Raw genomic sequence first — 21,740 nt, forward strand, 5'->3', positions numbered from 1 at the left:
TTTCCTTCCTGGAAATAACAAACTTGTCAAATTAGGTTTTATAACCTAGAAATAGGTATTGCAACCTAATTAGTGATTCTTGAAGCAGAACAGGGCGAGGCGAGCGACGACAGTGAAGCAAAATCTTCAGCATATCATCATTGTCGGTGGCGGCACCGCTGGATCGGTTCTTGCTGCACGGCTCAGTGAAAGCCCTGCAATATATGTGACGCTGCTAGAAGCGGGTCCCAATGATACGACCTATGATTCCGCCATTCTCGATCCGGCACGGGCCGCTGATGCATGGCAGGGCGCTGTTCCAATCGCAACGACCATCATGAAAACGCAAAGCGCTGCCATTCCGATATTGCAGGGACGGATATTGGGCGGGACATCTGCGGCCAATGGGTTGGCCACCTTGAGAGGGCTACCAGAAGATTATGACGGCTGGGCAGCTTCTGGACTGGACGGATGGAGCTGGGAAGATGTTGCAGAAACCTTCATAGCCGCAGAAAGCGATCTGGATTTTGGGTTCAGTCCGATCCACGGCGATTCAGGCCCTCTTACGGTCCGCCGATGGCGTCGCGACGAAATGAGTCATGCGCAAATCGCTTTCCAAGATGGCATGGCTGAATCCGGGAATGCTATTGTTGAAGACATTAATGATCCTGACCAGTTGCCGGGCATCGGTGTTTTTCCGGTTACAGTTGATAAAAACGCCAAACGATTGTCGACCAGCCTTGCCTATTTGACTGATAGGGTAAGGCAGCGGGAAAATCTTGAGATCCGAACCAATGCCAAGGTTGCTGCGCTGCAAATTGAGAAATGCAGAGCGACAGGCGTTACGTTAGAGAGTGGTGAGCAGATTGAGGGCGATGAAGTGGTCGTGTCGGTCGGCGCTCTATGGTCTCCCGCTCTGCTCATGCGATCCGGTGTTGGTCCGGCTTCCCACCTTGCTGATCATGATATATTTGTTCAAGCTGATTTGCCAGTTGGTGAGACCATGGCCGATCATTTGGGACCATCTGTGCCATATACTCATGAAGGGCCACGTGGTGGTATCGCCGGACCGGCGCAGTCCCTCTATATTGGAGCGTCCAACGGTGAGGACGTCGACTATCATTTGTTTCCAATAGCGCCCGCACCGACAGAGGCTCCCACCAATTTTGTGATGGCGGCTTTCCTGATGCGCTCTGCCGGAAATGGAAAGGTGCGGCTAGGTGACAGTGCAGAAATGGACCCTGTCGTGATCGCTCCCAATCTACCCGACGACGGTATCAATCGGTTGCGGCATGCTTTTCAAAAAATTGCAGAATGGGAGGCGTCGGAAGCCTTCAGACAGTCTGGATGCCGGCCGTTGATACCCTATGACCTTACCAAACAAGAAGCGGTATCTGTCGCGCTGGATCGTGGGATTGTCAGCTATGGTCATATGACCAGCACCTGCCCGATGGGAACGGTGCTGGATGCCGATTGTCGGGTCCGAGGTGTTGCCCGGCTGCGTGTGGTCGATGCTTCGGTTATGCCCACTATCCCGGCGGGTAACACATATCTGGGTTGTGTTATGATTGCAGAACGGATTGCCCGCAAAATGAAAGCGGAACTTGACCAATGATAATCTCTAAAAGAACTGAAAGGTAAAAAATGGCTAACACCATAGATGTTTTCTGGTCGTTCAGAAGCCCATATTCCTATCTGGTGACGCCAGACTTATTGCGACTGCGCGAGGATTATGCGGTGAGCGTCTCGCTTCGTCCAGTACTACCGATTGCTTTACGTGCTAAATCAACGGTGTTCGATGCGGCTGACAAAAAGCGGCCGCGCTATATTGTAATGGATTCCATGCGGCGAGCCGCGTTTCTGGGATTGCCGTTTGTCTGGCCCAAGCCGGATCCGGTCGTTCAGGATCTGGAGACGTTCGAAGTTCCCGAAGATCAGCCTTATATCTGGCGATTGTCGATGCTGGGCGTTGAGGCAGAACGGCAAGGCAAGGGTATAGATTTCGCATATCATGTAGCCGCTCTTTTGTGGGGTGGAACAAAAAACTGGGACAAGGGTGACCATTTGGCTCTTGCAGCTGAACGCGCGGGCTTGAACCTATCTCAGATGGAAGGTGCCTTCACACATTATGATGTCAAAGCCGAAATAGAGAAAAATCATAGGTTGCTAGAACAATCTGGTCACTGGGGTGTGCCTACAATGGTTTTCAAAGGCGAGCCGTTTTTTGGGCAGGATCGGATCGATACGCTGCGTTGGCGGCTCGATGAGGCAGGACTGCGGCGCAATCCGTCCGAGTAACCAACAGAACGAACAAGCCATATTTAACGAACAAGGGAGTCTAACAAATGGATCTTCAGATCAAAGGCAAAAAAGCAATTATGGCAGGCGGCAGTGCGGGTATGGGAAGGGCAACTGCTGAACGCCTTGCGGAGGCGGGAGCGGAGCTGGTCATTTCTGCCCGTGGCGAAGCTCGATTACAAAAGGCCGCAGAGCAAATCGCGGAGAAATACAATGTACCGGTAACACCGGTTGTTGGAGATTCCTCCACCGAGGCGGGTCGAGAGGCGTTATTCGCTGTCTGTCCTGATCCCGATATTCTTGCGATTACGATAAAGCCGCCCGATCCTAACGGAGATTTTTTGGATGTATCGGCCGAAATGTGGCGCGATTCAGTGGAAACAGCCTTGATCGGACCGATCGAAATCATGCGAAATTATATCCCCGTAATGAAGAAGAAAGGCTGGGGCAGGATCGTCAACATCGCTACCTTCTCTGCTAAGAACCCGATGATCTGGCGGTTGATGTCCGGTCCGGCTCGGTCCGCTTTACTCAATTACACGGCAAGCGTTTCACGGGAAATTGCCCCGCATGGCGTTATCATGAACAATCTTCTGCCTGGCATGTTTGCGACTGAGGGCGCATCGGAAATTATGGGTGCCTATGCCGATGCCTTCGGTCTTGAACGCAAACCGGAAATCGTAAGGGCGCACTTCAAGGAACATAATCACATTCCCGCTGGCTTTATGGGTGATGCCGACGATCTCGCGCCGATGGCCGCTTTCCTGTGCAGTTCCCTGGCAAGATTTATCGTCGGTCAGAATATTGTGATCGACGGTGGTCAACACAACTCCATTTTCTGATGAATAGATCGAACGAGAAGACCGGAAGAATATGAGGAGGGGCATATGATAGTCTACGGATCGCGTATTTCTTACTATACGGGCAAACTTGAAGCCTATTTGCGTTATAAGAATATTGCTTATACGCCTTTGCCGACACCTTATGGCGACGCCCAGATGCTAAAGGAAAAGGTGGGCGCGGTGCAGATGCCAATTGTCGATGATGATGGAAAGTGGATGTCAGATACGACACCTATCATCATGCATCTTGAGGATGAACATCCAGATAATCCTATCTTGCCGGGCGATCCAGTCGTTGATTTCATTTCACATCTTATCGAAGATTATGGGGATGAATGGCTTTGGCGGTCAGCAATGTACTATCGTTGGTGGTATGACTATGACAGGCTGCTTGCCTCCAATGTTCTGACTGATGAGGTTACGGGACACTTGAAATTGCCCCGGTGGATGAGACTAAAGATTATAGTTCGCCGACAGGTTCGTCACTATGTCAAACGAGATGGTGTCACAGAAGAAACACGCAAACATATCGAGCAAACATATCACAATGCACTAGCTGGCATGACAGCGATGTTGAAGAATCGCCCGTTTCTTCTCGGCAATGTGCCATCATTGGCCGACTTTGGAATGATGGGCCCCATGTTCCGACATTATGGTCAAGATCCCACGCCGCAGGAAATAATGCGTAATACTGCGCCGGCAGTTTTTGAATGGGTTGCCCGGATGTGGCATGGTCAGAACCAAGATCAGCCAAAGTTTGTTACCCAAATACCAAGTGATGCTGCACCATTGTTGAAAGAAATCTGTGAAACACATTTGGTTCAATTGACGGCTAATGCAGAAGCTTTTGCTAGAGATAAGGAGCGCTTTGACATGACGGTTCAAGGCTGCGATTATCAGGATATCGCTGTATCAAGATATCGTGTTTGGTGCCTCGAAGAGTTGCGTCACCGTTTTGACTTGCTGTCCGCAGATCAGCAAAAAACGGTTAAAGCGTTACTTCCCTTTGGTAGTGCGGAAGTTCTTTGGGATGCACAGGTTTTGGCACAATCCGATTATAACCGCGATAATCATCTACCCTTTGGAAGGGCCATGAACGTATTTAATGGCGGACTCCCATAATATTTTGTGAAGTGCATATTATGTACAAGTAACAACGTGAGTAGTCGTCCCATGCCAATGCCTGTCGTGGTCAGTCCAAAGCTGGTTTCCCACGCATCTTTTTGACGTTTGATTTCTTCTTCTTGGAATCAACACGTCTTGCCTTGGCGGCACGGCTAGGTTTGGTCTTTATCCGGCGAACGTCACGTTTGTGCGCGTCGACCAGCATGTCTTCTATCCGTTTCCGGGCTTCTGAGCGGTTGGCTTCCCGCGTACGATGCTCTCGCACCGTGATGACAAGTTCGCCGCCATTGGTCATTTTCCGGCCTGCCATGTCCCGCAATTTTCGAAATGCAAACGGAGGTAGGCGCAAGGCGTAAATGTTAACGCGCATCTGGACCGCTGTCTCGACCTTGTTAACATTCTGACCGCCCGGACCTGATGCGGCAAGGAAGGTTTCACTGATCGCGCTTTCGGGAATATCGAATGACATTGGGCGTCTCTACTCAATTAATGGTGGTCGGCATAGAGGGTGGTCGCCGGTTTGATGCGTTACCATTCGCTGGCATAAACGGTGTGATTTGCGACAAAAAAGACACTGAAAATCATCTGCTTCGCCAATTTGAGGCCAATTTTCTGAGAAAAAGTTAATTTTTTTTCGGAGGTTGCCAGAGTCCTGAAACGACTCATTTCTGCGGCTTACAGAGTCACGGCGCTGCCTGCGACTCGTGCTTTATCCTACATTAATTGAAAATTAACCTTTTACGTTCATCTGTCTTATGGTTAATAAATGATCGAGGGGTTTCGGGAGTGTACCCGTTGCCGGTGCGTAAATTAAGAAAAGGGGCTGCCCAATGCGTGTGCTGCTGATTGAAGATGAGCCAACAACTGCAAAGGCAATTGAGCTGATGCTGACAACTGAAGGCTTTAACGTATACACAACGGATTTGGGCGAAGAAGGCCTCGATCTGGGTAAGCTCTATGACTATGATATTATCTGTCTGGACCTCAACCTGCCAGACATGCATGGTTATGATGTCCTGAAAAAACTGCGCGTTGCCAAGGTGCAGACGCCAGTACTTATTCTTTCCGGTATCAGCGAAATGGACAGCAAAGTGCGGTCCTTTGGCTTTGGTGCCGACGATTATGTGACCAAGCCTTTCCACCGCGAAGAGCTCGTCGCCCGCATTCACGCTGTTGTGCGCCGTTCCAAAGGCCACTCGCAGTCGGTTATCCGCACCGGCAAACTTGCCGTGAACCTTGATGCCAAGACCGTTGAAGTCGATGGCAACCGCGTTCATCTGACCGGTAAAGAATATGCAATGCTTGAGCTGCTCTCCCTGCGCAAAGGTACGACGCTCACCAAGGAAATGTTCCTCAATCATCTTTATGGCGGCATGGATGAGCCGGAACTCAAGATTATCGACGTGTTTATTTGTAAGTTGCGTAAAAAGCTGGCTCTTGCCTGCGGCGGCGAAAACTACATCGAAACCGTATGGGGCCGCGGCTATGTCCTTCGCGACATGGAAGAAGAAGTCGGACCGGAAGTTCAGGTCGCTTAGGACTTTTCAGCTCACTACCCAAAAAACCGGCGGCGGGACCTTCAAAGGTTCCGCCGTTTTTTTGCATGATTATTGTGAGTCCGCTGTGTCGAGATACCAGCGTTGATTGCCTTCCAGCACCAGAGCGGTAAGCTTTTCGCTATAATAGGCCCCGGTATCAATGCCGATCCGGTTACCTTTTTCGACAACGTCATCATTGATCGTGTGGCCGTAGACAATGACTTTCTCGTGCGGTTCTTTCGCTGACAGGAATTCTTCCCTGATCCAGCGCAAGTCTTTCGGTTTCTGTTCATCAAGCGATACGCCGGGGCGAATGCCGGCATGAACAAAGGCATAGTCGCCGACGATAATCTGGTTCTCAAAGTCTTTGATAAAGTCGATATGATGCCCCGGGATCAAGTTGGGCAAGCGCTGCGCCAGCGCTGCATTGTCGAGATCCATATATTCCCGCATGCTGATCTCGTAGCTTAGGATAGTTTCTTTGCCGCCAATCCGGTTGAAGAAGCGCGTTGCTTTTTCATCTCCCGTCGCCGCTTTCAGATATACTTCCTCATGATTACCCATCAAGAAGCGGACATCACCAAGTTCGCGTTTGAGCGTCATTGCGGTCTCGATAACGCCGGCACTGTCCGATCCGCGATCAACCAGATCACCAAGGAAAATAATCTCGCTGTTGCAATCACCACGCTTTGAATCATCATCGATGATTTTTTCGATCAGCTGCTGCAACAAATCATTGCGGCCATGGATATCTCCAATCGCATAGACGCGGCGGCCTTCCGGAATGGTGGCTACGTCCAGAGGCCGGGGTTCCGATTTCTTTTTGAACAGGCGCTTCAACATCGTGCCAACGAATTTCGTTTCATTTGTTAAAAATTTAAGAGGCAGCCGCTATCATAGCGCCCGCCTCTTTTTTCTATATAGTCTATTTAGATGAATGGGTAATTTAGAAGACTAGCTTTCCACTGTGAAGCTAAGACCGGCATTGGCTTCCAGGCGCTTGATCAGCTTTTTGCCCATCAATGCCCCCGGTGTCCAAATACCGCCGCCATGTTTATTGCCGTCCTGTGCAATACAAAGCGCCGCTTCTGCAATCATCTTGGAAGTTGAACCATAGCCGGGATCCTTGTCGCCTTTGACGCAAAGGCTTGCCGTCTCACCATCCGCAGTTTCGCCCAGAAAAATGACGTCATAATAGCCATTTTCTCGTTCTTCCTTGGTCGGACCTTCACCGGGCTTTGGTGCATCATCACCGCTTAGCGGATTGGCTTTGGCCAGCATCTCTGCCGCCTGTTTACCCATCTCGCCTGGGCTTGTGACGACCATCTCATCATATTTGAAGTTTTCGCTGTATGGGAAATCCAAAAGGAAGTTGGTGCGATGCACATTTTTGGTGTTGATCGGCGCCATGATAAAGGGTGCAACCCAGCTATCGAGCGTTTTATCAACTTTCGGGATCATCATGTTCGGTTGATCGGGCCCTTCAAAGCCAGGTGTCAGACCAAAGCTGCTGGCCAGAATTTTTACTAGGCCCGGGTTTTTAGCAATAGCCTTCATCGTTTCTTTCAAACTAGCCGCAGTTCCTCCGGAGAATGTGCCTTCCATGGCACGAACTCGGCCTTTGACGCGTGTTGCGGGTTTGCCAAAGCGCTTGTCCATCTCTTTCTGCAGCGCCAGCACGCCCAAATCGAAGGGAATGGAGTCAAAACCGCAGGAAAAACAGATTTGTGCACCTGATTTTTCAGCCGCTTCCTGATGCTCGTCAATCTTCTCACGCATCCAGCCGGGTTCACCGCAAAGGTCGACATAATGAGTGCCATGCTGAACACAGGCAGCGACCAGTCCGTCGCCATAAAGTTGATAAGGACCCACCGTGGTCAGGATGACACTGGCCCGGCTTGCCATCATGTCGATGGAGGATGCATCATCGGAATCCGCCATAACCAATGGTGTTTCCTTGGGGGCACCGATCAGGCCCCGGACTTCTTCCAGCTTTTCCATCGAACGCCCGGCCATGGCCCATTTCGGTGCGTCGCCGCCGACACCATATTGTTTTGCCATATATTCGGCAACCAGACGGCCTGTATAGCCCGTTGATCCGTAAATTATGACATCAAATTCCCGTGCATCGGACATCGCGGCCCTCCTTATTATCAGTTTTGTTTCGAAACGATCTTATGACTTAGAGTTTTGGCAGAGTCACGCCTCTTTGCCCCATATATTTCCCGGCGCGTTCAGCATAGCTGGTTTCGCACGGTTCATTGCCTTTCAGGAATAGAAACTGGCATGCGCCTTCATTGGCATAGATTTTGGCGGGCAGGGGGGTGGTGTTGGAAAATTCCAGCGTTACATGGCCTTCCCAGCCCGGTTCCAGCGGCGTGACGTTTACGATGATGCCGCAGCGGGCATAAGTTGACTTACCCAGGCAGATCACCAGAACATCGCGCGGGATTCGGAAATATTCGACTGTGCGGGCGAGCGCAAAGCTGTTGGGCGGAATGATACAGCAATCTGTTTTCCGGTCGACCAGACTATCCGCATCAAACTTCTTTGGGTCAACGACAGCGCTGTTCACATTGGTGAAAATCTTGAATTCGTCGGCCACGCGGGCGTCATAGCCATAAGAAGACAATCCATAGCTGATGCAGCCATCGCGCTTTTGCCCTTCGACGAAGGGTTCGATCATCCCGCTATGCTGGGCTTCCTGGCGAATCCACCTGTCGGATAAAATGCTCATATTTCTCTTTCTCCGGGAATTGGGCTCAAGACGTTTTTCGCTTCATGCCAGCAAGCTCAGGGACGCACAACATTCCAGTTGACGGGACCATCGATACCGCTGATCCGCCGCATATCGGATGCGCGCCACATAACCCACGGCTTAGTTGCATAATCGGGCGGAAAGAAGTTGCCTTCCAGCCAGAATGTGCGGCCGATACCGCTGCTAATGCTATAATCTTCCTCAAACTCTTTCGAAACGATTATGACAGCGGGTTTGCCGCTATGCCCTTCAATCTGGTTGAGAAAAGTATTGAGCTCACTCAACACCAAAGCACGTCCCGGCCTATCCTTGCAGCCATTGTCATAGGCGAGCCGCACAGCAGGCGGCAGGATGTTTTCTTCCCTGGGAACAGTAGTCACAAACATGGTCGCCTGATCGGTGGCCAGACGGCACAAGCTATATTCATGGACAGCGCCATAGCGGATGCCTGCTTCGCGTGCGCCCTTGATATTGGCGGCGAAATTGGCGTCCCGCTCCTCCGCACCATTGGTCGCCAGGACATAGGCAAAATCGACGCCTGTGGCGCCGGCGACATGCCAAATAATCTCACCATTGCTGGCATCTACCGAAATACCCTGCACTGGATACTGGTCTCTTGGCGGTGCCCAGCCGACGGCGATATTGCGCAGCACAAAGGCGATGATCAGCAGGACAATGATGATCAGGCCGAACCGCAGCACGGTATTTTTCCGATTTTTTGTGGACACCCTATTTCCCTGACGCGCTACTCAACTGGACGATTGAACAACTGCACCAACGGGCAGAGAATCGACTAATTCTTGATATGCAATACACAGATCAAAGTGAAGAGGCGACGGGCGGTTTTAAAATCAACCTCTATTTTGCCATCAAGTCGCTCGGTCAGCAGTTCGGCGCCATGATCATGCACGCCGCGCCGTGCCATATCGATCGTCTCGATCTCTTGGGCGGTGGCTTTGCGAATGGCTTGATAATAGCTGTCGCAAATTGCGAAATAATCGCGGATGGGGCGGCGAAATCGACCTAATGCAAGGATCAGGGTTTCAAGCGGCTCTCCATTTTCACGGGCTATCGAAAAAACCAGTCGGCCTTCCTGCACACTCAGATGCAGTTTATAAGGTCCTGCATATCCATCATCATGTTCGCGCAAGGGTTTAAAGTGGTTTTCTTCAATTAGATCGAAGATCGCAATACGTCGTTCCTGCTCGATATCGGCATTGCGCCACAAGATGGTGGCTTCGTCGAGTTCAACATTTATGATGCGCGGATCGGACATTTCAGCTCTGTTGCCGCAGCGCTGGGGCTAGGACAAGTTTTTTTGCAGTGCGGCAGAAAAACAAAAGGCATTTATCCACAAGACTGTCCCCGCCTGATTTTAAAATTTACCGGGAACGGACTTGCTCTGAACCGCCTGAGCGTGGATGATAAGAACATGGCCGAGCTAGTTCGTTTTGATGCAGTAGAAGAAGAATCCCAGCGCCTGCCGCGCAATGTCGAGGCAGAGGCAACGTTTCTGGGTGCGTTGTTGATTGACAACCGCGTGGCCGAAGACGTCCAAATCAAATTGCGGCCAGAGCATTTTTATGAACCGCTGCATGGCCGTATATACGAGCAAGCTCTAAAGCTGCTTGATCGCAACATGGTTGTAACGCCAGTTACGCTTAAGCCCTATTTTGAAGCCGATGAGGCGATGAAAGTGTTAGGTGGGCCGTCCTATCTTGCCAAGTTGACTGGCGACGGAGCGGGCTTGATTGGTGCGCGTGATTTTGCCGATCAGATATATGATCTGGCTCTGCTGCGTGAATTGGTCAATGTAGGGCGAACCTTGGTCGACAATGCACTGGACACCAGCGAGACGGTCGATCCCAAAACCCAGATCGAAGAAGCGGAATCCTCTCTCTACCGTGTTTCCGAGGGTGAAGCGCAGGAGGGTGGTGTCAAATCTTTCCTGGCTGCCTCCACCGAGGCACTAAATAACGTAGAACGCGCGTTTAATAGTGGCGGCAAGGTTTCGGGTATCACCACCGGCCTGACAGACCTCAACGCTAAAATGGGCGGTTTGCACAAATCGGATTTGCTGATTCTGGCGGGACGCCCCGGTATGGGCAAAACATCGCTTGCGACCAATATCGCGTTTAATGCCGCCAATCGCTATCGCCGCGATGTTCAGGACGGAATTGAACCTGAAGATTCGCTGGGTGCCAAGACCGCATTTTTCAGTCTGGAAATGTCGGCCGATCAGCTGGCAACGAGGATTCTCTCCGAACAGGCTGAAATCAGTTCAGAAAAACTGCGCATGGGTGCGATCAGCCGGGATGAAATGCACCGCTTGGCGCTGGCTTCCCGGGAATTGCAGGATTTGCCGCTCTATATCGATGATACGCCCGGTCTGACCATTGCAGCCCTGCGCACGCGGGCGCGGCGTCTGCAGCGGCGCAGTGGCATCAACCTGATCGTGGTCGATTATCTGCAGCTGTTGCAAGGGTCTGGTCGTGCCAATGATAATCGCGTCAACGAAATTTCGGAGATTAGCCGAGGCCTGAAAACTCTCGCCAAGGAACTGAATTGCCCGGTGGTCGCCCTCTCCCAACTTTCGCGTCAGGTGGAAAGCCGCGAAGACAAGCGCCCCCAGCTATCCGATTTGCGTGAGTCCGGTTCGATCGAGCAGGACGCCGATATTGTGATGTTCATCTATCGCGACGAATATTATCATCTTGCTGTAAAACCGGATGACCCGGATGAGAATTCAACCGAGGAGCAAAAAGCGAAATATCTCGCTTGGGAAACTGACCATCAAAGCAAGGTGGGCAAGGCGACCGTTATCGTTGCCAAAAACCGTCAGGGTTCCACCGGTAATATCCAGCTGAGCTTCCTCAGCGAGTTCACGAAATTTGGCGATCTGGCTTATGGTGATGGGCCGGATGATTATTAGTACTGAGTACTGATATGTACTCCAACGGTTGTCGGTTCTTTGCCTCTCAGGCGGTATCTTAATGGCTTTGAATCACCCGATATTTCAGGATAATCCGCTATCTGGTGAAATAAGTCTCTCAACCGGAGCGGCACCGACTCCCTATCATGTTTATGATGGTGAGGGTCTCTTGATATTTGGCAGCGTGGATTTTGATATGCTGCAATTAATGATCGCCGATGAATCTGTTTTTCCTGTAAAAACGGCTTCGGGAGCAGCAGCAGCCGGTTTCATCATGGCAAATTTTGAAGATGCCAGCATGGGGGCTCATCACGAGTTACAGTTTTTTGTTCTGGTCAGTGAGAAAGAGGGTGAAGTGCTGGCCGCTTCCCCCTTTGCTTTGCCTATTGCCATGGGCACGCGGCATGACTGGGGAACATTATGCCTGAACTTGTGGAATGATTCAGATGCTGTCATCGCGTATAATAACGAATATCTAGGTCTAAATGCCCGTTCGGCCAGGTTTTCGTTATTCGACAAAAAGCCTGATGGCTGTCTGGATTATAATGTTAACGACCAGCTGGGCGTGACCATCATTCAGGGTTCCGTTCGCTTACAAAAAACGACACGCTTTTCTGCTATATGGAACATGTCGCGGACTGCCGGTTTCAGGCAGATCATGAAGCTCGGGAACGCGGATTATGCGTGCGGTCATGTAATAAACAGGAAAAGTCCTGTACTGCCACAAAACCGGGCAGCTCGGATTTTTACATCCTCTGATCACGCGGTAACCCGCCTTTGGAATCCAGAGACGGATCAGTTGGTAATAGAGGAGTCGAGCCTATCTGATATCGGGTTTGTGCCTTCAAGCCTTCAGCATATGTGGCCTTTTCGTTTTGTATATCGGCATCCGGACGATGTTGGCTGATATCTACGAACCGTAGCAGGTTAACTTGCCGGCCGTGCTATTCTTTTGCCCTTGGTGCGGCTAGTCAGATGGAATTTACGGCATCGGTCACAGCGATAGGGTCTTAATGGAAAGTCAGCGTCTTGTGCGGCTAGCAAGGCGTCCTTTTCAGAGGAATAGCGCTTTTTCCTGTTACAAATGCTCAGCCTGGTACGCACCTAAAATGGCCTAGCGGGAAAACAGTAGGGCGAATTAAAAGATAGGATCGTTCGCGCCACTTTCATCGTCATCTGCTACTGGCAACGGCGTGACATCCTCATGGATACCGCATTCGGTTTTGTCCCAACCCCGCCAGCGGCCTGCACGTGGGTCTTCTCCAGGTTTGACTTTGGAAGTGCAGGGGGCACAGCCAACCGAGAGATAGCCTTGCGCTTCCAGTGGATGGCGGGGCAGGTCATGTTCTTCAAAATAGGCTTCGAGATCATCTTTGACCCAGTCGCCCAACGGATTGATTTTTAATCGACCGTCTTCGACTTCGAAGCGGGGGAGATTTTGTCGGGTGACTGATTGAAAGGCTTTGCGGCCGGATATCCAGCTGTTGAGACTGGCCTTGGCGCGGGCCAATGGTTCGACCTTGCGGATCTCGCAGCAGCCATCCGGGTCAAAAGACCACCGAAGTTCATTCTCATCCTTGGCAGCGAGTACGACGGGGTCTGGCTTTACGACATTTGCGTTTTGGATTCCCAGCGTTTGGATCAGCGTCTCGCGATATTCCAGCGTTTCGGGAAACATTCTCAGCGTATCGACAAAAGTCACCGGAATAGAGGGATCTGCCTGCGCAACCAGATGCAGCAGAACCGCGCTTTCTGTTCCGAAAGAAGAAACAACCGCAATCTCGCCAAGTCCACCTTCTTTGAAAAGGGCCTTCAGCATTGCTGAGGCATGAACGCCCTCAAAGCGCGCGTTCAGGGCATCGGCGTCTGCCTGTGTAAAGTCAGGACGTGCGTCGATTATATCGATTTTGCGAGCTGGTTCACCCATGACGACGTTTCCAGATGGGCGCACGGCTGTCTGTCGTGCTCTGATAAACCTCTTCATAGAGTTCCAGCGCCTTATCCATGACTCTGGCATCAATTGGAGCGTCCGGAGCGAAAGCATCAAAGCCACAGCGTCGCATATAGGCGATTTGATCCACCAATACATCACCACTTGCCCGCAATTCGCCTTTGTAGCCTGCTTCACGCAGAATTTGCGCAGCGGAGTAGCCTCGGCCGTCGCCGAAGACGGGGAAGTCGACTTCGATCAATGCCAAGCGATCCAATAGCGGAAGCAGCAGCCGGGCGTCTTCGCCTGCCTCTATCCGAACGGCGGTGGCGTTTGACTGATCCAGAAATGCATCGAGCGAAACCGCTGGTTCTTCATGCACGTCGTCGTCACGAAAACGGATTGCCTCAACCATAGATAGCCTCCTTGAAAGCAGCCATGCCGACACGGCGATAGGTGTCGATAAATCGCTCATCCTCCTGCCGTTCTTTCAGATACAGGTCAGTCACGGTTTCAATGGCATCGATCACGCCGTCCTCATCAAAGCCGGGGCCGGTGATTTTGGCGAGGCTAGTGTCCTCGGCAGCAGAGCCGCCCAGCAGCAACTGATAATTTTCCGTCCCTTTCCGGTCGACGCCCAATATACCGATATGGCCGGCATGGTGATGTCCGCAGGCATTGATGCAGCCCGAGATTTTCAGCTTCAGCTCGCCCAGTTCACGCTGGCGACCGAGATCGGCGAAACGTTCACTGATCTTCTGTGCCAGCGGAATGGAGCGCGCATTGGCAAGGCTGCAATAATCCAGACCGGGGCAGGCGATGCTGTCGGTGATCAGGTCGAGGTTGGCAGGCGCCAAATCAGCTTCATCCAGTTTCTGCCACAGAGCATATAGATCGCTCTTCTTGACATGTGGTAGAACGATGTTCTGACTATGGGTGACGCGCAGTTCATCAAAACTATATTGCTCCGCCAGATCGGCCATTAGATCAATCTGCGCCGATGAAGCATCGCCGGGGATGCCGCCTTTCGGCTTCAAGCTGATCGTTGCGATAGCATAGCCGGGTTGTTTGTGCGCAACCGTATTCTGATCGACCCACAGTTTGAAATCCGGATCGGACAGATCGAGCTCATCGCTGGCGCTGGTGTCAAAAGCCGGATCAGCAAAATATTCGGTAATTCGCGCCAGTTCTTCTACTGGCGGGTTCAGGCCCAATGTCTTCATATGAGCGAATTCTTCTTCAACCTGACGGGTATATTCTTCCTTGCCCAGTTCGTGGACGAGAATTTTGATGCGCGCCTTGTACTTGTTATCGCGCCGACCATAACGGTTATAGACCCGCAGGCATGCTTCGGCATAGCTGATCAGTTCATCTGCTGGCACAAAGTCGCGGATTTCAGGAGCGATCATTGGTGTTCGGCCCATACCGCCGCCGACATAGAATTTCGCGCCGAGTTCACCGTTCTTGTGAACGAGTTGGATGCCGATATCATGCAGGCGCATTGCCGCACGGTCTTCATCACTGGCAATGACGGCAATTTTAAACTTGCGTGGCAGATACGAGAATTCCGGGTGGAAGCTCGACCATTGACGCAGGATTTCTGCCCAAGGACGTGGATCGGCAATTTCGTCGGCCGCTGCGCCAGCATATTGGTCAGAGGAGATATTGCGGATGCAGTTGCCGCTAGTTTGGATTGCGTGCATCTCGACGGAAGCCAGGTCGGCCAGAATGTCGGGTGCATCTTCCAACTTGATCCAGTTATACTGAATATTCTGACGGGTGGTAAAATGCCCATAATCACGGTCATATTTACGTGCGATGTGGCCCAGCATTCGCATCTGCTTGCTGTTCAGCGTGCCATAGGGAATGGCCACGCGCAGCATATAGGCGTGCAGCTGCAGATAAAGCCCGTTCATCAAGCGCAGGGGTTTGAACTGGTCTTCGGTCAGTTCTCCGGCAAGGCGGCGTTCGACCTGATCGCGAAATTCCGCAACCCGCGTATCGACCATCTGCTGGTCATATTTATCATATTGATACATGCTTATATCACCCAGTTTCCAGCCTCAGGGTCGGCTGGCTTTAGTGTTAAATCCGGTCTTACAGTTGGTCCAAGAGCGCGCACACGGTCTTTGATATGGGCGGGACGCGGGCCGTCGTCGGTCATCTCTGCTTCAATGGCATAGGGGACATTGACCCGGCGGGCGGCCTCTTCTTCGTGCAGGATAGATTCGAAATTCTCGCCGACATCAACAGCATCTTCGACATGGCGAGACCAGTCGCTGCCAGTCCACCATGTGACGTCGCCCGTTTTGAGGTCATTTCCCGTCAGTATTTTCAAAATTCAACTCCCGCCATTTGCGCATATTCAAGAAATTTATCCGTTGCATCGCCGTAGCGAGCGACTTCGCCAACCACCAACAGGGCAGGGCTCTTCACTTGTTCCCGTTGAACAAGATCACCAAGATCAGTCAGCAATGTCTGGAGGGCCCGGAAACTGTCCCGCGTTCCGTTTTCCAGCACGGCAACCGGCAAGTCGGGCGCGGCGCCGTCTGCGATAAGTTTTTCAACAATCGCTTCGGCATTGGCAACGCCCATGTAGATAACCAGTGTGCGTCCTTTACCGGCCAATCCGGACCAGTTTTGATCTGACAAGCCTTTGCATTGTCCTGCAACAAACGAGACAGCGCTGGATGCATCACGATGGGTGAGAGGCATTTTTGCCTGCGCCGCACAGCCGAGAGCAGCGCTGATACCGGGAACAACTTCCACTTGTACGCCGGCTTTGATGCAGTCACTGGCCTCTTCGCCGCCGCGACCAAAAATAAAGGGATCTCCCCCTTTCAGGCGAACAACTTTGTGCCCCTTTTTCGCTTCGGCAATCAGCAACGCGTTGATTTGGTCCTGTGCCAGGCTGTGGCGGGACCGCTGCTTGGCTACGGATACCCGTTGGGTTGTCGCCGGCGCCATATCAAGTATGTCCGAACTCACTAGACCGTCATGGACGATGATATCAGCTTCGGACAACAAACGTGCAGCGCGCAGTGTCAGCAGCTCCGGATCACCGGGGCCAGCACCGACGAGATAGACCGTGCCATCGGCAGACTGGGCTTGCGGTATAGAAGGTTCTTTGGTTTCCATGAAACCGATATGCTCGGGTAAGCGGCGATTTTCAAAGCAGAAGTTTTTTTAGCGACCTAAGATATACTATTGACCAGAGACTTCAGCTGCGGTTTCGGTTTCTGTCCGGTCTTCGTCTTTCAATCCGATGCCAATGGATGCCCGCGTTTGCTCGGCTTCCATCGAAACTACCGGATAAGCGCAATAGTCGGCTGCATAATAGGCGCTCGACCGGTGATTGCCGGAAAGGCCGATGCCGCCAAATGGCGCTTCGGAGGACGCTCCAACCGTCATCTTGTTCCAGTTTACAATACCGGCGCGGCTATTGGACCAGAATTGGTCATATTGCGTCGCGGTTCCACCGACAAGGGCCGCGGACAAGCCGTATCGCGTGTTGTTGGCTTCTGCGATTGCTTCCTCAAAATCAGCGACGCGAATGACTTGCAATATCGGCCCGAACAATTCGATATCCAGGCGTTCTTCCATGGCCGTGACATCGATAATCCCGGGCGTGAGAAACGGGCGATCATCCAGTGGCCGCGCCATATGTTTGATCGGGCGACCGCCATGGCTCATCAATGTCAGAAAGCTTTCAGTAAGACCATCAGCGACATCGTTGTCAATCACAGGCCCCATGAAAGGCGCCGGTTTGCTAAAGGGCTCGTCGATAATCAACCTGTCCGCAATGCGCTTAACTTCTTTGACCACGCGGTCATAGAGTTCGTCTTTGACAATCATCCGACTTGCCGCGGAGCAGCGCTGCCCGGCTGAGAGGAAAGCCGATTGCACAACCAATACCGCTGCACTGTGAATATCGTCCGTGTCCCAGACGATGATCGGATTATTGCCGCCCATTTCGAGCGCCAATATCTTGTTGGGTCGATTGGCAAATTGTCGATTGAGCGCAACGCCGGTTTGGGCGGATCCCGTGAATAACAGACCATCAATATCATCGTTCGCGGTAAGCTGTTTGCCAACCTCAGGCCCACCCTGCACAATGTTGACAACGCCACTTGGCAGTCCTGCTTTCTTGAAAGCATCAAAAAGAAATTGTCCCACCGCTGGTGTTTTCTCTGAAGGTTTGAACACAACTGTATTTCCTGCAATCAGGGCAGGGACAATATGACCATTAGGCAGGTGCGCAGGGAAGTTGTAGGGGCCAAGGACTGCCAGGACTCCATGCGGTTTGTGCCGCAGTGCAGCACGCATATTGGGTTGGCTGGACAGCTGGCGTTGCGGCGTGCGCTCTGCATAGGCCGTGACCGAGATATCGATCTTTTTGACGACCGATTCCACTTCGGTTCGTGATTCCCAAATAGGTTTTCCGGTTTCGCGGGAAATCAGCTCAGCCAGTTCTTCTGCTTGCCCGCGAATTTGATTGGCATATCGACGCACGGCCTCGATACGTTTGGTAACCGGAAGAGCTGCCCATGTCGGCCAAGCCGTCCTCGCATCGGCGACCGCTGCATCGGCATCGCCAGATTGCCCTTTCCACAAAATCGCGCCAGTGGCTGGTTCTATTGATGTAAATTCAGTCACAATCGTTCCGATACAATATTCAAGCAGGCAAGCGGAATGTCGCTTTATTAGTTGCAATACCAACTAGCTGATACAGCTTAAAAATCCAGTAACTATAAACCTGTTTTTATTCGCTTCGTCTCATACGAACGGTTACTTCGCTTTACAGTCCCCGTAATGCCTTGCCCATATCTCGTATTGCCTCAACTTTTCTGGTTAACGGTTGCCAATCGTCTTTTTGATCAATGGCATCCCAGATTGCTTCGACTTCTTCGATGTGCATGGAGCAGGGTGCATCCAATTGCCAATACTGATGATCGGATGACCGTGCGCGCTTGCGTTTGTCCATCTCTTTCCGAAAAGTCGCGAATTCGTTGGCCTCATAACTTTCGTCTTTCGGTAGAGAATCCCGACCCCAGTCGAAAAAGAACCGGTCAATTGTCACGGCTTTCTGGGTTAAGGCCTGCTCTGCCGCCATGACGAGGGGTTTGTCCCTTTCAAAGCCTTCACTTTTGACGCCCAGACGCCAGCAGAAATGCTCGGTGAATGCGGTGCCATATGCTTTGGGAAAACCTTCCAGTGTTTCAACCAACGGATCGCTGTCACAGATCAATCTCAACGCACTTGCCAATTGTGCAAGGTTCCAATGTAGCGCTTCTGGTTGTCGGGCGAAACAATAGAGCCCTTCCTGATCAAAATAGGCTGCGGTGAACCCTGGTTCCCAATAAGGGGTGAAGCGCCATGGACCGTAATCGAAACTTTCTCCCGTAATATTGATGTTGTCTGTGTTAAGAACGCCGTGCACAAATCCCGCTGTCATATAACTAGCGGCCAATTGCGCGGCTCTGTCGGCGACGTTTTGAAACAACTCAATGGCGGGATCGTCTGTCTTGGCACCACCATAGAAATGGGTCAGACAATAATCGACCAGCTTGTGCATCAAGTCTTCATTCTGTTCTGCTGCGATCCGCTGAAATGTGCCAAAGCGAATATGGCTGTGGCTCAGCCGGGTCATCACTGCAGATCGTGTCGGTGAGGGCTCGTCACCGCGGTATAATTCTTCGCCCGTCTCGACCAATGAGAACGTCTTAGATGTGTCTACACCCAAAGCCTCCAGCATTTCGGTGGCGAGTATCTCACGCACTCCGCCCTTCAGAGTTAGCTTGCCATCGCCCGAACGGCTCCACGGGGTGGTGCCGGATCCTTTGGTGGCGAGATCCATCAGACGATCTTCATGGTCACGCATTTGTGCGAACAGAAATCCGCGTCCATCGCCTATCTCCGGATTGTAGTTGCGGAACTGATGGCCATGATAGCGCAGGGCCAAGGGCGGGTTGAGATTGTCGGCAAGGGGCTGGAAACGACCGAAATGATCGATCCATTCGTCTTCGCTCAAGTCGGAAAGGCCAATCGTTTGGTCCCAGCGATCATTGCGGAAGCGCAGTTCATGGCGCGGAAACTTGGACGCTTGAACCGGATCACCAATTTTTTCACCCAGCTGGGTTATCTTTACATCGGGGCGATAGGGTGATTTTGCCGGTTCAGCTTGCGGTTTATATGCCATTGCTCAATAGTGGGGATGAATAGAGAGCGCGGCAAGTAAGAACCGGGGGACGCACGACATTTATGATCGATCAGGGCAGCTATGACGACAAGTACTGGGAATCCGAAGATGGTTTGAAGCTGCATTATCGTGACTATCCCGGCGATGATACGCAAATACCGGTAATCTGTGTTCCTGGACTGACACGCAATGTTCGGGACTTTGAGCATCTTGGCGATTGGCTTGGTGGAAAACGCCGGATCATCATGATCAATCTGCGCGGGCGGGGCGAGAGCGAATATGCCAAGGATAGCGCAAGCTATAACGCGAAAACCTATGTTGCCGATGTAGTCAGACTTATGGATGACATCGAACTGTCAACAGCAATATTTTTTGGTACGTCACTGGGCGGGATTGTCACTATGATCATGGCATCCCGACATCCGGAACGGGTAGCCGGTGCATTATTGAATGATATCGGTCCTGATGTCGATCAACGCGGATTGGACCGTATCGGTGAAAATCTTGGACAAGGTCGCAGTTTTGAAACCTGGGCGCATGCTGCGCGCGACAAGGCTGAGGAAAGTCGCGGTATTCATCCCGACTATAGCTTGAAAGAATGGATAGCCTTTTCAAAGAAACTCTATCGAATGAACAGCTCCGGCCGGATTAAGCTGGATTATGATATGAAGATATCGGAGCCATTTGAAGGCAAGGGCGGGGGCAATGAAGCGATCTGGCGCGCACTGGAGGCGCTCGAAAACGTGCCGACGCTTATCTTGCGAGGAGCATTGTCCGATCTTTTCAGCGAAGCGACCGCCCAAAAAATGCTCGATAAACTGAACAAGGCGGAGCTGGTCACGGTCCCGCGGGTAGGGCATGCGCCGACATTGGAGGAGCAGGCATCGCTTGACGCGATTGCCGCGTTGCTCCAACGGGTCGATTGATTTTTCCTGACGTTAACGATAGCCGGCATAATCAATGAAACCCTCCAGAATCTTGCATTTGCACAGCACGTTCAATCTTGGCGGCAAAGAAGCGCGGGCGGTCAGGCTGATGAATCACTTCGGCGCGCAGGCGCAGCATACCATCCTGTCCGCTGAACCCGATAGTCTTTCGGCGCGCGATGCGATTGACAGCAAGATCAAGGTCAGCTTTCCAAAGGATGCGCCATTATTGTCGGGCAAACCGTCCTTGAAGCGCTATCGTGAACTGGTTGATTATTATCGGCAATTTGATCTGATCCTGTCTTATAACTGGGGTTCAATGGACGGCGTTATGGCTCGGACTCTCTTTGCCCGGGTCGAAGGATTGCCTCCGCTCATCCACCATGAAGATGGCTTCAACGAAGATGAGCGCAAAAAGCTGAACTGGAAGCGCAACTTGTTCCGGAAATTTGCACTGGGCGGGAGCCAGGCGCTGGTGGTGCCATCTGAGCGACTTCAGAACATCGCGCAATCAGTCTGGAAGCAGCCCGAAGACAAAGTGCACCGTATTCCCAACGGTATTGATGTGAAGCGGTTCGATAAAAAACCGCAACGCGGTGCGATTCCAGGGTTTAAAAAGGCAAAAGGCGAAGTAGTCGTCGGGACTTTGGCGGGACTTCGGGCGGTCAAAAACTTGCCGCGGTTGGTGCGAGCTTGCGCCGAAGCAGGAGACAATGTCCGGCTTGTGATTGTTGGTGAGGGGCCTGAAAAAGAGGCCATTCTGGCAGAGGCGCAGCAGCGCGGAATGGCCGATCGTCTGCTAATGCCCGGATTTCAGACGGATCCCGCGCGCTATATCGGACTATTCGACATTTTTGCATTATCCTCTGACAGTGAGCAATTCCCTATATCTCTGATCGAAGCGATGGCGGCTGGCCTGCCTGTTGCGGCTACAGATGTCGGAGATGTAAAATCTATGGTATGTCAGGCCAATCAGGGCTTCATAAAACCCGTGGAAGATGAAGCGCAGTTTGCCGAAGCCTTAACGACATTGATCCAGCATGAGCAGTTACGGCAGGACATTGGCGCGCAAAACCGGATGAAGGCTCAGGCGGAGTACAATGAAAGCAAGATGTTGGCACGTTATGCGCTGCTATATGGTCATGCGCTCGGGCGACCAAAATTTGCTTAGGATTTTATAATGAAAAATAGTTTTGGGTATTCGCTCATTTTT

The 21,740-nt window shown here is 51.8% G+C and carries 23 protein-coding genes; 10 read left to right on the plus strand and 13 right to left on the minus strand.

Annotated features, from left to right (window positions below):
* Positions 1-112 precede the first annotated feature (112 nt).
* The 4 genes from AC6I9Z_RS09760 to AC6I9Z_RS09775 are packed head-to-tail and all read left to right on the plus strand — an operon-like array spanning position 113 to position 4,241.
* A complete protein-coding gene (locus tag AC6I9Z_RS09760; protein ID WP_461455653.1) occupies positions 113-1,594 on the plus strand; it encodes a GMC family oxidoreductase in 1,482 nt (493 codons plus the stop codon).
* 29 nt (positions 1,595-1,623) lie between these two features.
* Positions 1,624-2,277, plus strand: coding sequence for a 2-hydroxychromene-2-carboxylate isomerase (locus AC6I9Z_RS09765; protein ID WP_461455655.1), 654 nt, complete (start codon positions 1,624-1,626; stop codon positions 2,275-2,277).
* Between the two features lie 47 nt (positions 2,278-2,324).
* Positions 2,325-3,119: an SDR family oxidoreductase gene (locus AC6I9Z_RS09770; RefSeq protein WP_461455657.1), complete on the plus strand. Its 795-nt coding sequence runs from the start codon at positions 2,325-2,327 to the stop codon at positions 3,117-3,119.
* A 45-nt stretch (positions 3,120-3,164) separates the two neighbouring features.
* On the plus strand, positions 3,165-4,241 hold the full coding sequence (locus tag AC6I9Z_RS09775) for a glutathione S-transferase family protein (protein ID WP_461455659.1): 1,077 nt from the start codon (positions 3,165-3,167) through the stop codon (positions 4,239-4,241).
* Between the two features lie 70 nt (positions 4,242-4,311).
* On the opposite strand, the gene arfB is transcribed toward AC6I9Z_RS09775, so the two are convergent.
* Positions 4,312-4,713: an alternative ribosome rescue aminoacyl-tRNA hydrolase ArfB gene (gene arfB / locus AC6I9Z_RS09780; RefSeq protein WP_461455661.1), complete on the minus strand. Its 402-nt coding sequence runs from the start codon at positions 4,711-4,713 to the stop codon at positions 4,312-4,314.
* Between arfB and AC6I9Z_RS09785 the strand changes: the two genes are divergently transcribed.
* Together AC6I9Z_RS09785 and ctrA are read left to right on the plus strand one after the other, a co-directional pair.
* Positions 4,707-4,871, plus strand: a complete 165-nt coding sequence (locus AC6I9Z_RS09785) for a hypothetical protein (RefSeq protein ID WP_461455663.1) — start codon at positions 4,707-4,709, stop codon at positions 4,869-4,871. The genes arfB and AC6I9Z_RS09785 overlap by 7 nt on opposite strands.
* A gap of 203 nt (positions 4,872-5,074) precedes the next feature.
* The gene (gene ctrA / locus AC6I9Z_RS09790) at positions 5,075-5,782 is read left to right on the plus strand and encodes a response regulator transcription factor CtrA (protein WP_109357261.1); all 708 of its coding nucleotides are present in this window, start codon (positions 5,075-5,077) and stop codon (positions 5,780-5,782) included.
* A gap of 69 nt (positions 5,783-5,851) precedes the next feature.
* On the opposite strand, the gene AC6I9Z_RS09795 is transcribed toward ctrA, so the two are convergent.
* From AC6I9Z_RS09795 to AC6I9Z_RS09815, 5 genes are all read right to left on the minus strand, one after another.
* Entirely contained in the window at positions 5,852-6,625 is a 774-nt protein-coding gene (locus tag AC6I9Z_RS09795; RefSeq protein ID WP_461455666.1) for a metallophosphoesterase family protein, read from the minus strand.
* Between the two features lie 111 nt (positions 6,626-6,736).
* Positions 6,737-7,918 (minus strand): saccharopine dehydrogenase family protein, encoded by a 1,182-nt coding sequence (locus AC6I9Z_RS09800; protein WP_461455668.1) that lies wholly within the window; start codon positions 7,916-7,918, stop codon positions 6,737-6,739.
* A 46-nt stretch (positions 7,919-7,964) separates the two neighbouring features.
* Positions 7,965-8,519, minus strand: coding sequence for a dCTP deaminase (dcd, locus tag AC6I9Z_RS09805; protein ID WP_461455670.1), 555 nt, complete (start codon positions 8,517-8,519; stop codon positions 7,965-7,967).
* Positions 8,520-8,575: 56 nt separating this feature from the next.
* Positions 8,576-9,268, minus strand: coding sequence for a glycoside hydrolase family 25 protein (locus tag AC6I9Z_RS09810; protein ID WP_461455672.1), 693 nt, complete (start codon positions 9,266-9,268; stop codon positions 8,576-8,578).
* 65 nt (positions 9,269-9,333) lie between these two features.
* Entirely contained in the window at positions 9,334-9,816 is a 483-nt protein-coding gene (locus tag AC6I9Z_RS09815) for a UPF0262 family protein (protein WP_109357257.1), read from the minus strand.
* Positions 9,817-9,972: 156 nt separating this feature from the next.
* Here AC6I9Z_RS09815 and AC6I9Z_RS09820 point away from each other — a divergent pair, with 156 nt between their 5' ends.
* Together AC6I9Z_RS09820 and AC6I9Z_RS09825 are read left to right on the plus strand one after the other, a co-directional pair.
* Positions 9,973-11,472 (plus strand): replicative DNA helicase, encoded by a 1,500-nt coding sequence (locus AC6I9Z_RS09820; protein WP_461455675.1) that lies wholly within the window; start codon positions 9,973-9,975, stop codon positions 11,470-11,472.
* 169 nt (positions 11,473-11,641) lie between these two features.
* Positions 11,642-12,379 carry a hypothetical protein gene (locus AC6I9Z_RS09825; protein WP_461455677.1) on the plus strand — a complete coding sequence of 246 codons (738 nt, stop codon included), beginning with the start codon at positions 11,642-11,644 and terminating at the stop codon, positions 12,377-12,379.
* Between the two features lie 231 nt (positions 12,380-12,610).
* Here AC6I9Z_RS09825 and AC6I9Z_RS09830 read toward each other — a convergent pair whose 3' ends face one another.
* From AC6I9Z_RS09830 to AC6I9Z_RS09860, 7 genes are all read right to left on the minus strand, one after another.
* Complete coding sequence (locus AC6I9Z_RS09830) at positions 12,611-13,399, minus strand: phosphoadenylyl-sulfate reductase (RefSeq protein ID WP_461455679.1); 789 nt, start codon at positions 13,397-13,399, stop codon at positions 12,611-12,613.
* Positions 13,392-13,817, minus strand: coding sequence for a DUF934 domain-containing protein (locus AC6I9Z_RS09835; RefSeq protein ID WP_461455681.1), 426 nt, complete (start codon positions 13,815-13,817; stop codon positions 13,392-13,394). The genes AC6I9Z_RS09830 and AC6I9Z_RS09835 overlap by 8 nt, the downstream gene beginning before the upstream one ends.
* Positions 13,810-15,441, minus strand: coding sequence for a nitrite/sulfite reductase (locus AC6I9Z_RS09840; RefSeq protein WP_461455683.1), 1,632 nt, complete (start codon positions 15,439-15,441; stop codon positions 13,810-13,812). The genes AC6I9Z_RS09835 and AC6I9Z_RS09840 overlap by 8 nt, the downstream gene beginning before the upstream one ends.
* A 2-nt stretch (positions 15,442-15,443) precedes the next feature.
* Complete coding sequence (locus AC6I9Z_RS09845; RefSeq protein ID WP_109357252.1) at positions 15,444-15,740, minus strand: DUF2849 domain-containing protein; 297 nt, start codon at positions 15,738-15,740, stop codon at positions 15,444-15,446.
* Positions 15,737-16,540 carry a uroporphyrinogen-III C-methyltransferase gene (cobA, locus tag AC6I9Z_RS09850; RefSeq protein ID WP_461455685.1) on the minus strand — a complete coding sequence of 268 codons (804 nt, stop codon included), beginning with the start codon at positions 16,538-16,540 and terminating at the stop codon, positions 15,737-15,739. Before cobA ends, AC6I9Z_RS09845 begins: the two co-directional genes overlap by 4 nt.
* A gap of 66 nt (positions 16,541-16,606) precedes the next feature.
* Complete coding sequence (gene astD / locus AC6I9Z_RS09855) at positions 16,607-18,061, minus strand: succinylglutamate-semialdehyde dehydrogenase (RefSeq protein ID WP_461456889.1); 1,455 nt, start codon at positions 18,059-18,061, stop codon at positions 16,607-16,609.
* Positions 18,062-18,200: 139 nt separating this feature from the next.
* Positions 18,201-19,601: a protein adenylyltransferase SelO family protein gene (locus AC6I9Z_RS09860; protein WP_461455687.1), complete on the minus strand. Its 1,401-nt coding sequence runs from the start codon at positions 19,599-19,601 to the stop codon at positions 18,201-18,203.
* A 62-nt stretch (positions 19,602-19,663) separates the two neighbouring features.
* On the opposite strand from AC6I9Z_RS09860, the gene AC6I9Z_RS09865 reads away from it, so the two are divergent.
* Both AC6I9Z_RS09865 and AC6I9Z_RS09870 read left to right on the plus strand, forming a co-directional pair.
* Positions 19,664-20,527: an alpha/beta fold hydrolase gene (locus tag AC6I9Z_RS09865; protein ID WP_461455689.1), complete on the plus strand. Its 864-nt coding sequence runs from the start codon at positions 19,664-19,666 to the stop codon at positions 20,525-20,527.
* Between the two features lie 34 nt (positions 20,528-20,561).
* Positions 20,562-21,698 carry a glycosyltransferase family 4 protein gene (locus AC6I9Z_RS09870; protein WP_461455690.1) on the plus strand — a complete coding sequence of 379 codons (1,137 nt, stop codon included), beginning with the start codon at positions 20,562-20,564 and terminating at the stop codon, positions 21,696-21,698.
* Positions 21,699-21,740 lie beyond the last annotated feature (42 nt).

The organism is Parasphingorhabdus sp., from assembly GCF_059726685.1.

What these genes read in the sequence shown, in the direction of transcription:
- AC6I9Z_RS09765 (WP_461455655.1), top strand. Translation starts at nt 1,624, where the DNA reads ATGGCTAACACCATAGATGTTTTCTGGTCGTTCAGAAGCCCATATTCC.
- AC6I9Z_RS09770 (WP_461455657.1), top strand. Translation starts at nt 2,325, where the DNA reads ATGGATCTTCAGATCAAAGGCAAAAAAGCAATTATGGCAGGCGGCAGT.
- AC6I9Z_RS09775 (WP_461455659.1), top strand. Translation starts at nt 3,165, where the DNA reads ATGATAGTCTACGGATCGCGTATTTCTTACTATACGGGCAAACTTGAA.
- AC6I9Z_RS09785 (WP_461455663.1), top strand. Translation starts at nt 4,707, where the DNA reads ATGACATTGGGCGTCTCTACTCAATTAATGGTGGTCGGCATAGAGGGT.
- arfB (WP_461455661.1), bottom strand. Translation starts at nt 4,713, where the DNA reads ATGTCATTCGATATTCCCGAAAGCGCGATCAGTGAAACCTTCCTTGCC.
- ctrA (WP_109357261.1), top strand. Translation starts at nt 5,075, where the DNA reads ATGCGTGTGCTGCTGATTGAAGATGAGCCAACAACTGCAAAGGCAATT.
- AC6I9Z_RS09795 (WP_461455666.1), bottom strand. Translation starts at nt 6,625, where the DNA reads ATGTTGAAGCGCCTGTTCAAAAAGAAATCGGAACCCCGGCCTCTGGAC.
- AC6I9Z_RS09800 (WP_461455668.1), bottom strand. Translation starts at nt 7,918, where the DNA reads ATGTCCGATGCACGGGAATTTGATGTCATAATTTACGGATCAACGGGC.
- dcd (WP_461455670.1), bottom strand. Translation starts at nt 8,519, where the DNA reads ATGAGCATTTTATCCGACAGGTGGATTCGCCAGGAAGCCCAGCATAGC.
- AC6I9Z_RS09815 (WP_109357257.1), bottom strand. Translation starts at nt 9,816, where the DNA reads ATGTCCGATCCGCGCATCATAAATGTTGAACTCGACGAAGCCACCATC.
- AC6I9Z_RS09820 (WP_461455675.1), top strand. Translation starts at nt 9,973, where the DNA reads ATGGCCGAGCTAGTTCGTTTTGATGCAGTAGAAGAAGAATCCCAGCGC.
- AC6I9Z_RS09830 (WP_461455679.1), bottom strand. Translation starts at nt 13,399, where the DNA reads ATGGGTGAACCAGCTCGCAAAATCGATATAATCGACGCACGTCCTGAC.
- AC6I9Z_RS09835 (WP_461455681.1), bottom strand. Translation starts at nt 13,817, where the DNA reads ATGGTTGAGGCAATCCGTTTTCGTGACGACGACGTGCATGAAGAACCA.
- AC6I9Z_RS09840 (WP_461455683.1), bottom strand. Translation starts at nt 15,441, where the DNA reads ATGTATCAATATGATAAATATGACCAGCAGATGGTCGATACGCGGGTT.
- cobA (WP_461455685.1), bottom strand. Translation starts at nt 16,540, where the DNA reads ATGGAAACCAAAGAACCTTCTATACCGCAAGCCCAGTCTGCCGATGGC.
- AC6I9Z_RS09860 (WP_461455687.1), bottom strand. Translation starts at nt 19,601, where the DNA reads ATGGCATATAAACCGCAAGCTGAACCGGCAAAATCACCCTATCGCCCC.
- AC6I9Z_RS09865 (WP_461455689.1), top strand. Translation starts at nt 19,664, where the DNA reads ATGATCGATCAGGGCAGCTATGACGACAAGTACTGGGAATCCGAAGAT.
- AC6I9Z_RS09870 (WP_461455690.1), top strand. Translation starts at nt 20,562, where the DNA reads ATGAAACCCTCCAGAATCTTGCATTTGCACAGCACGTTCAATCTTGGC.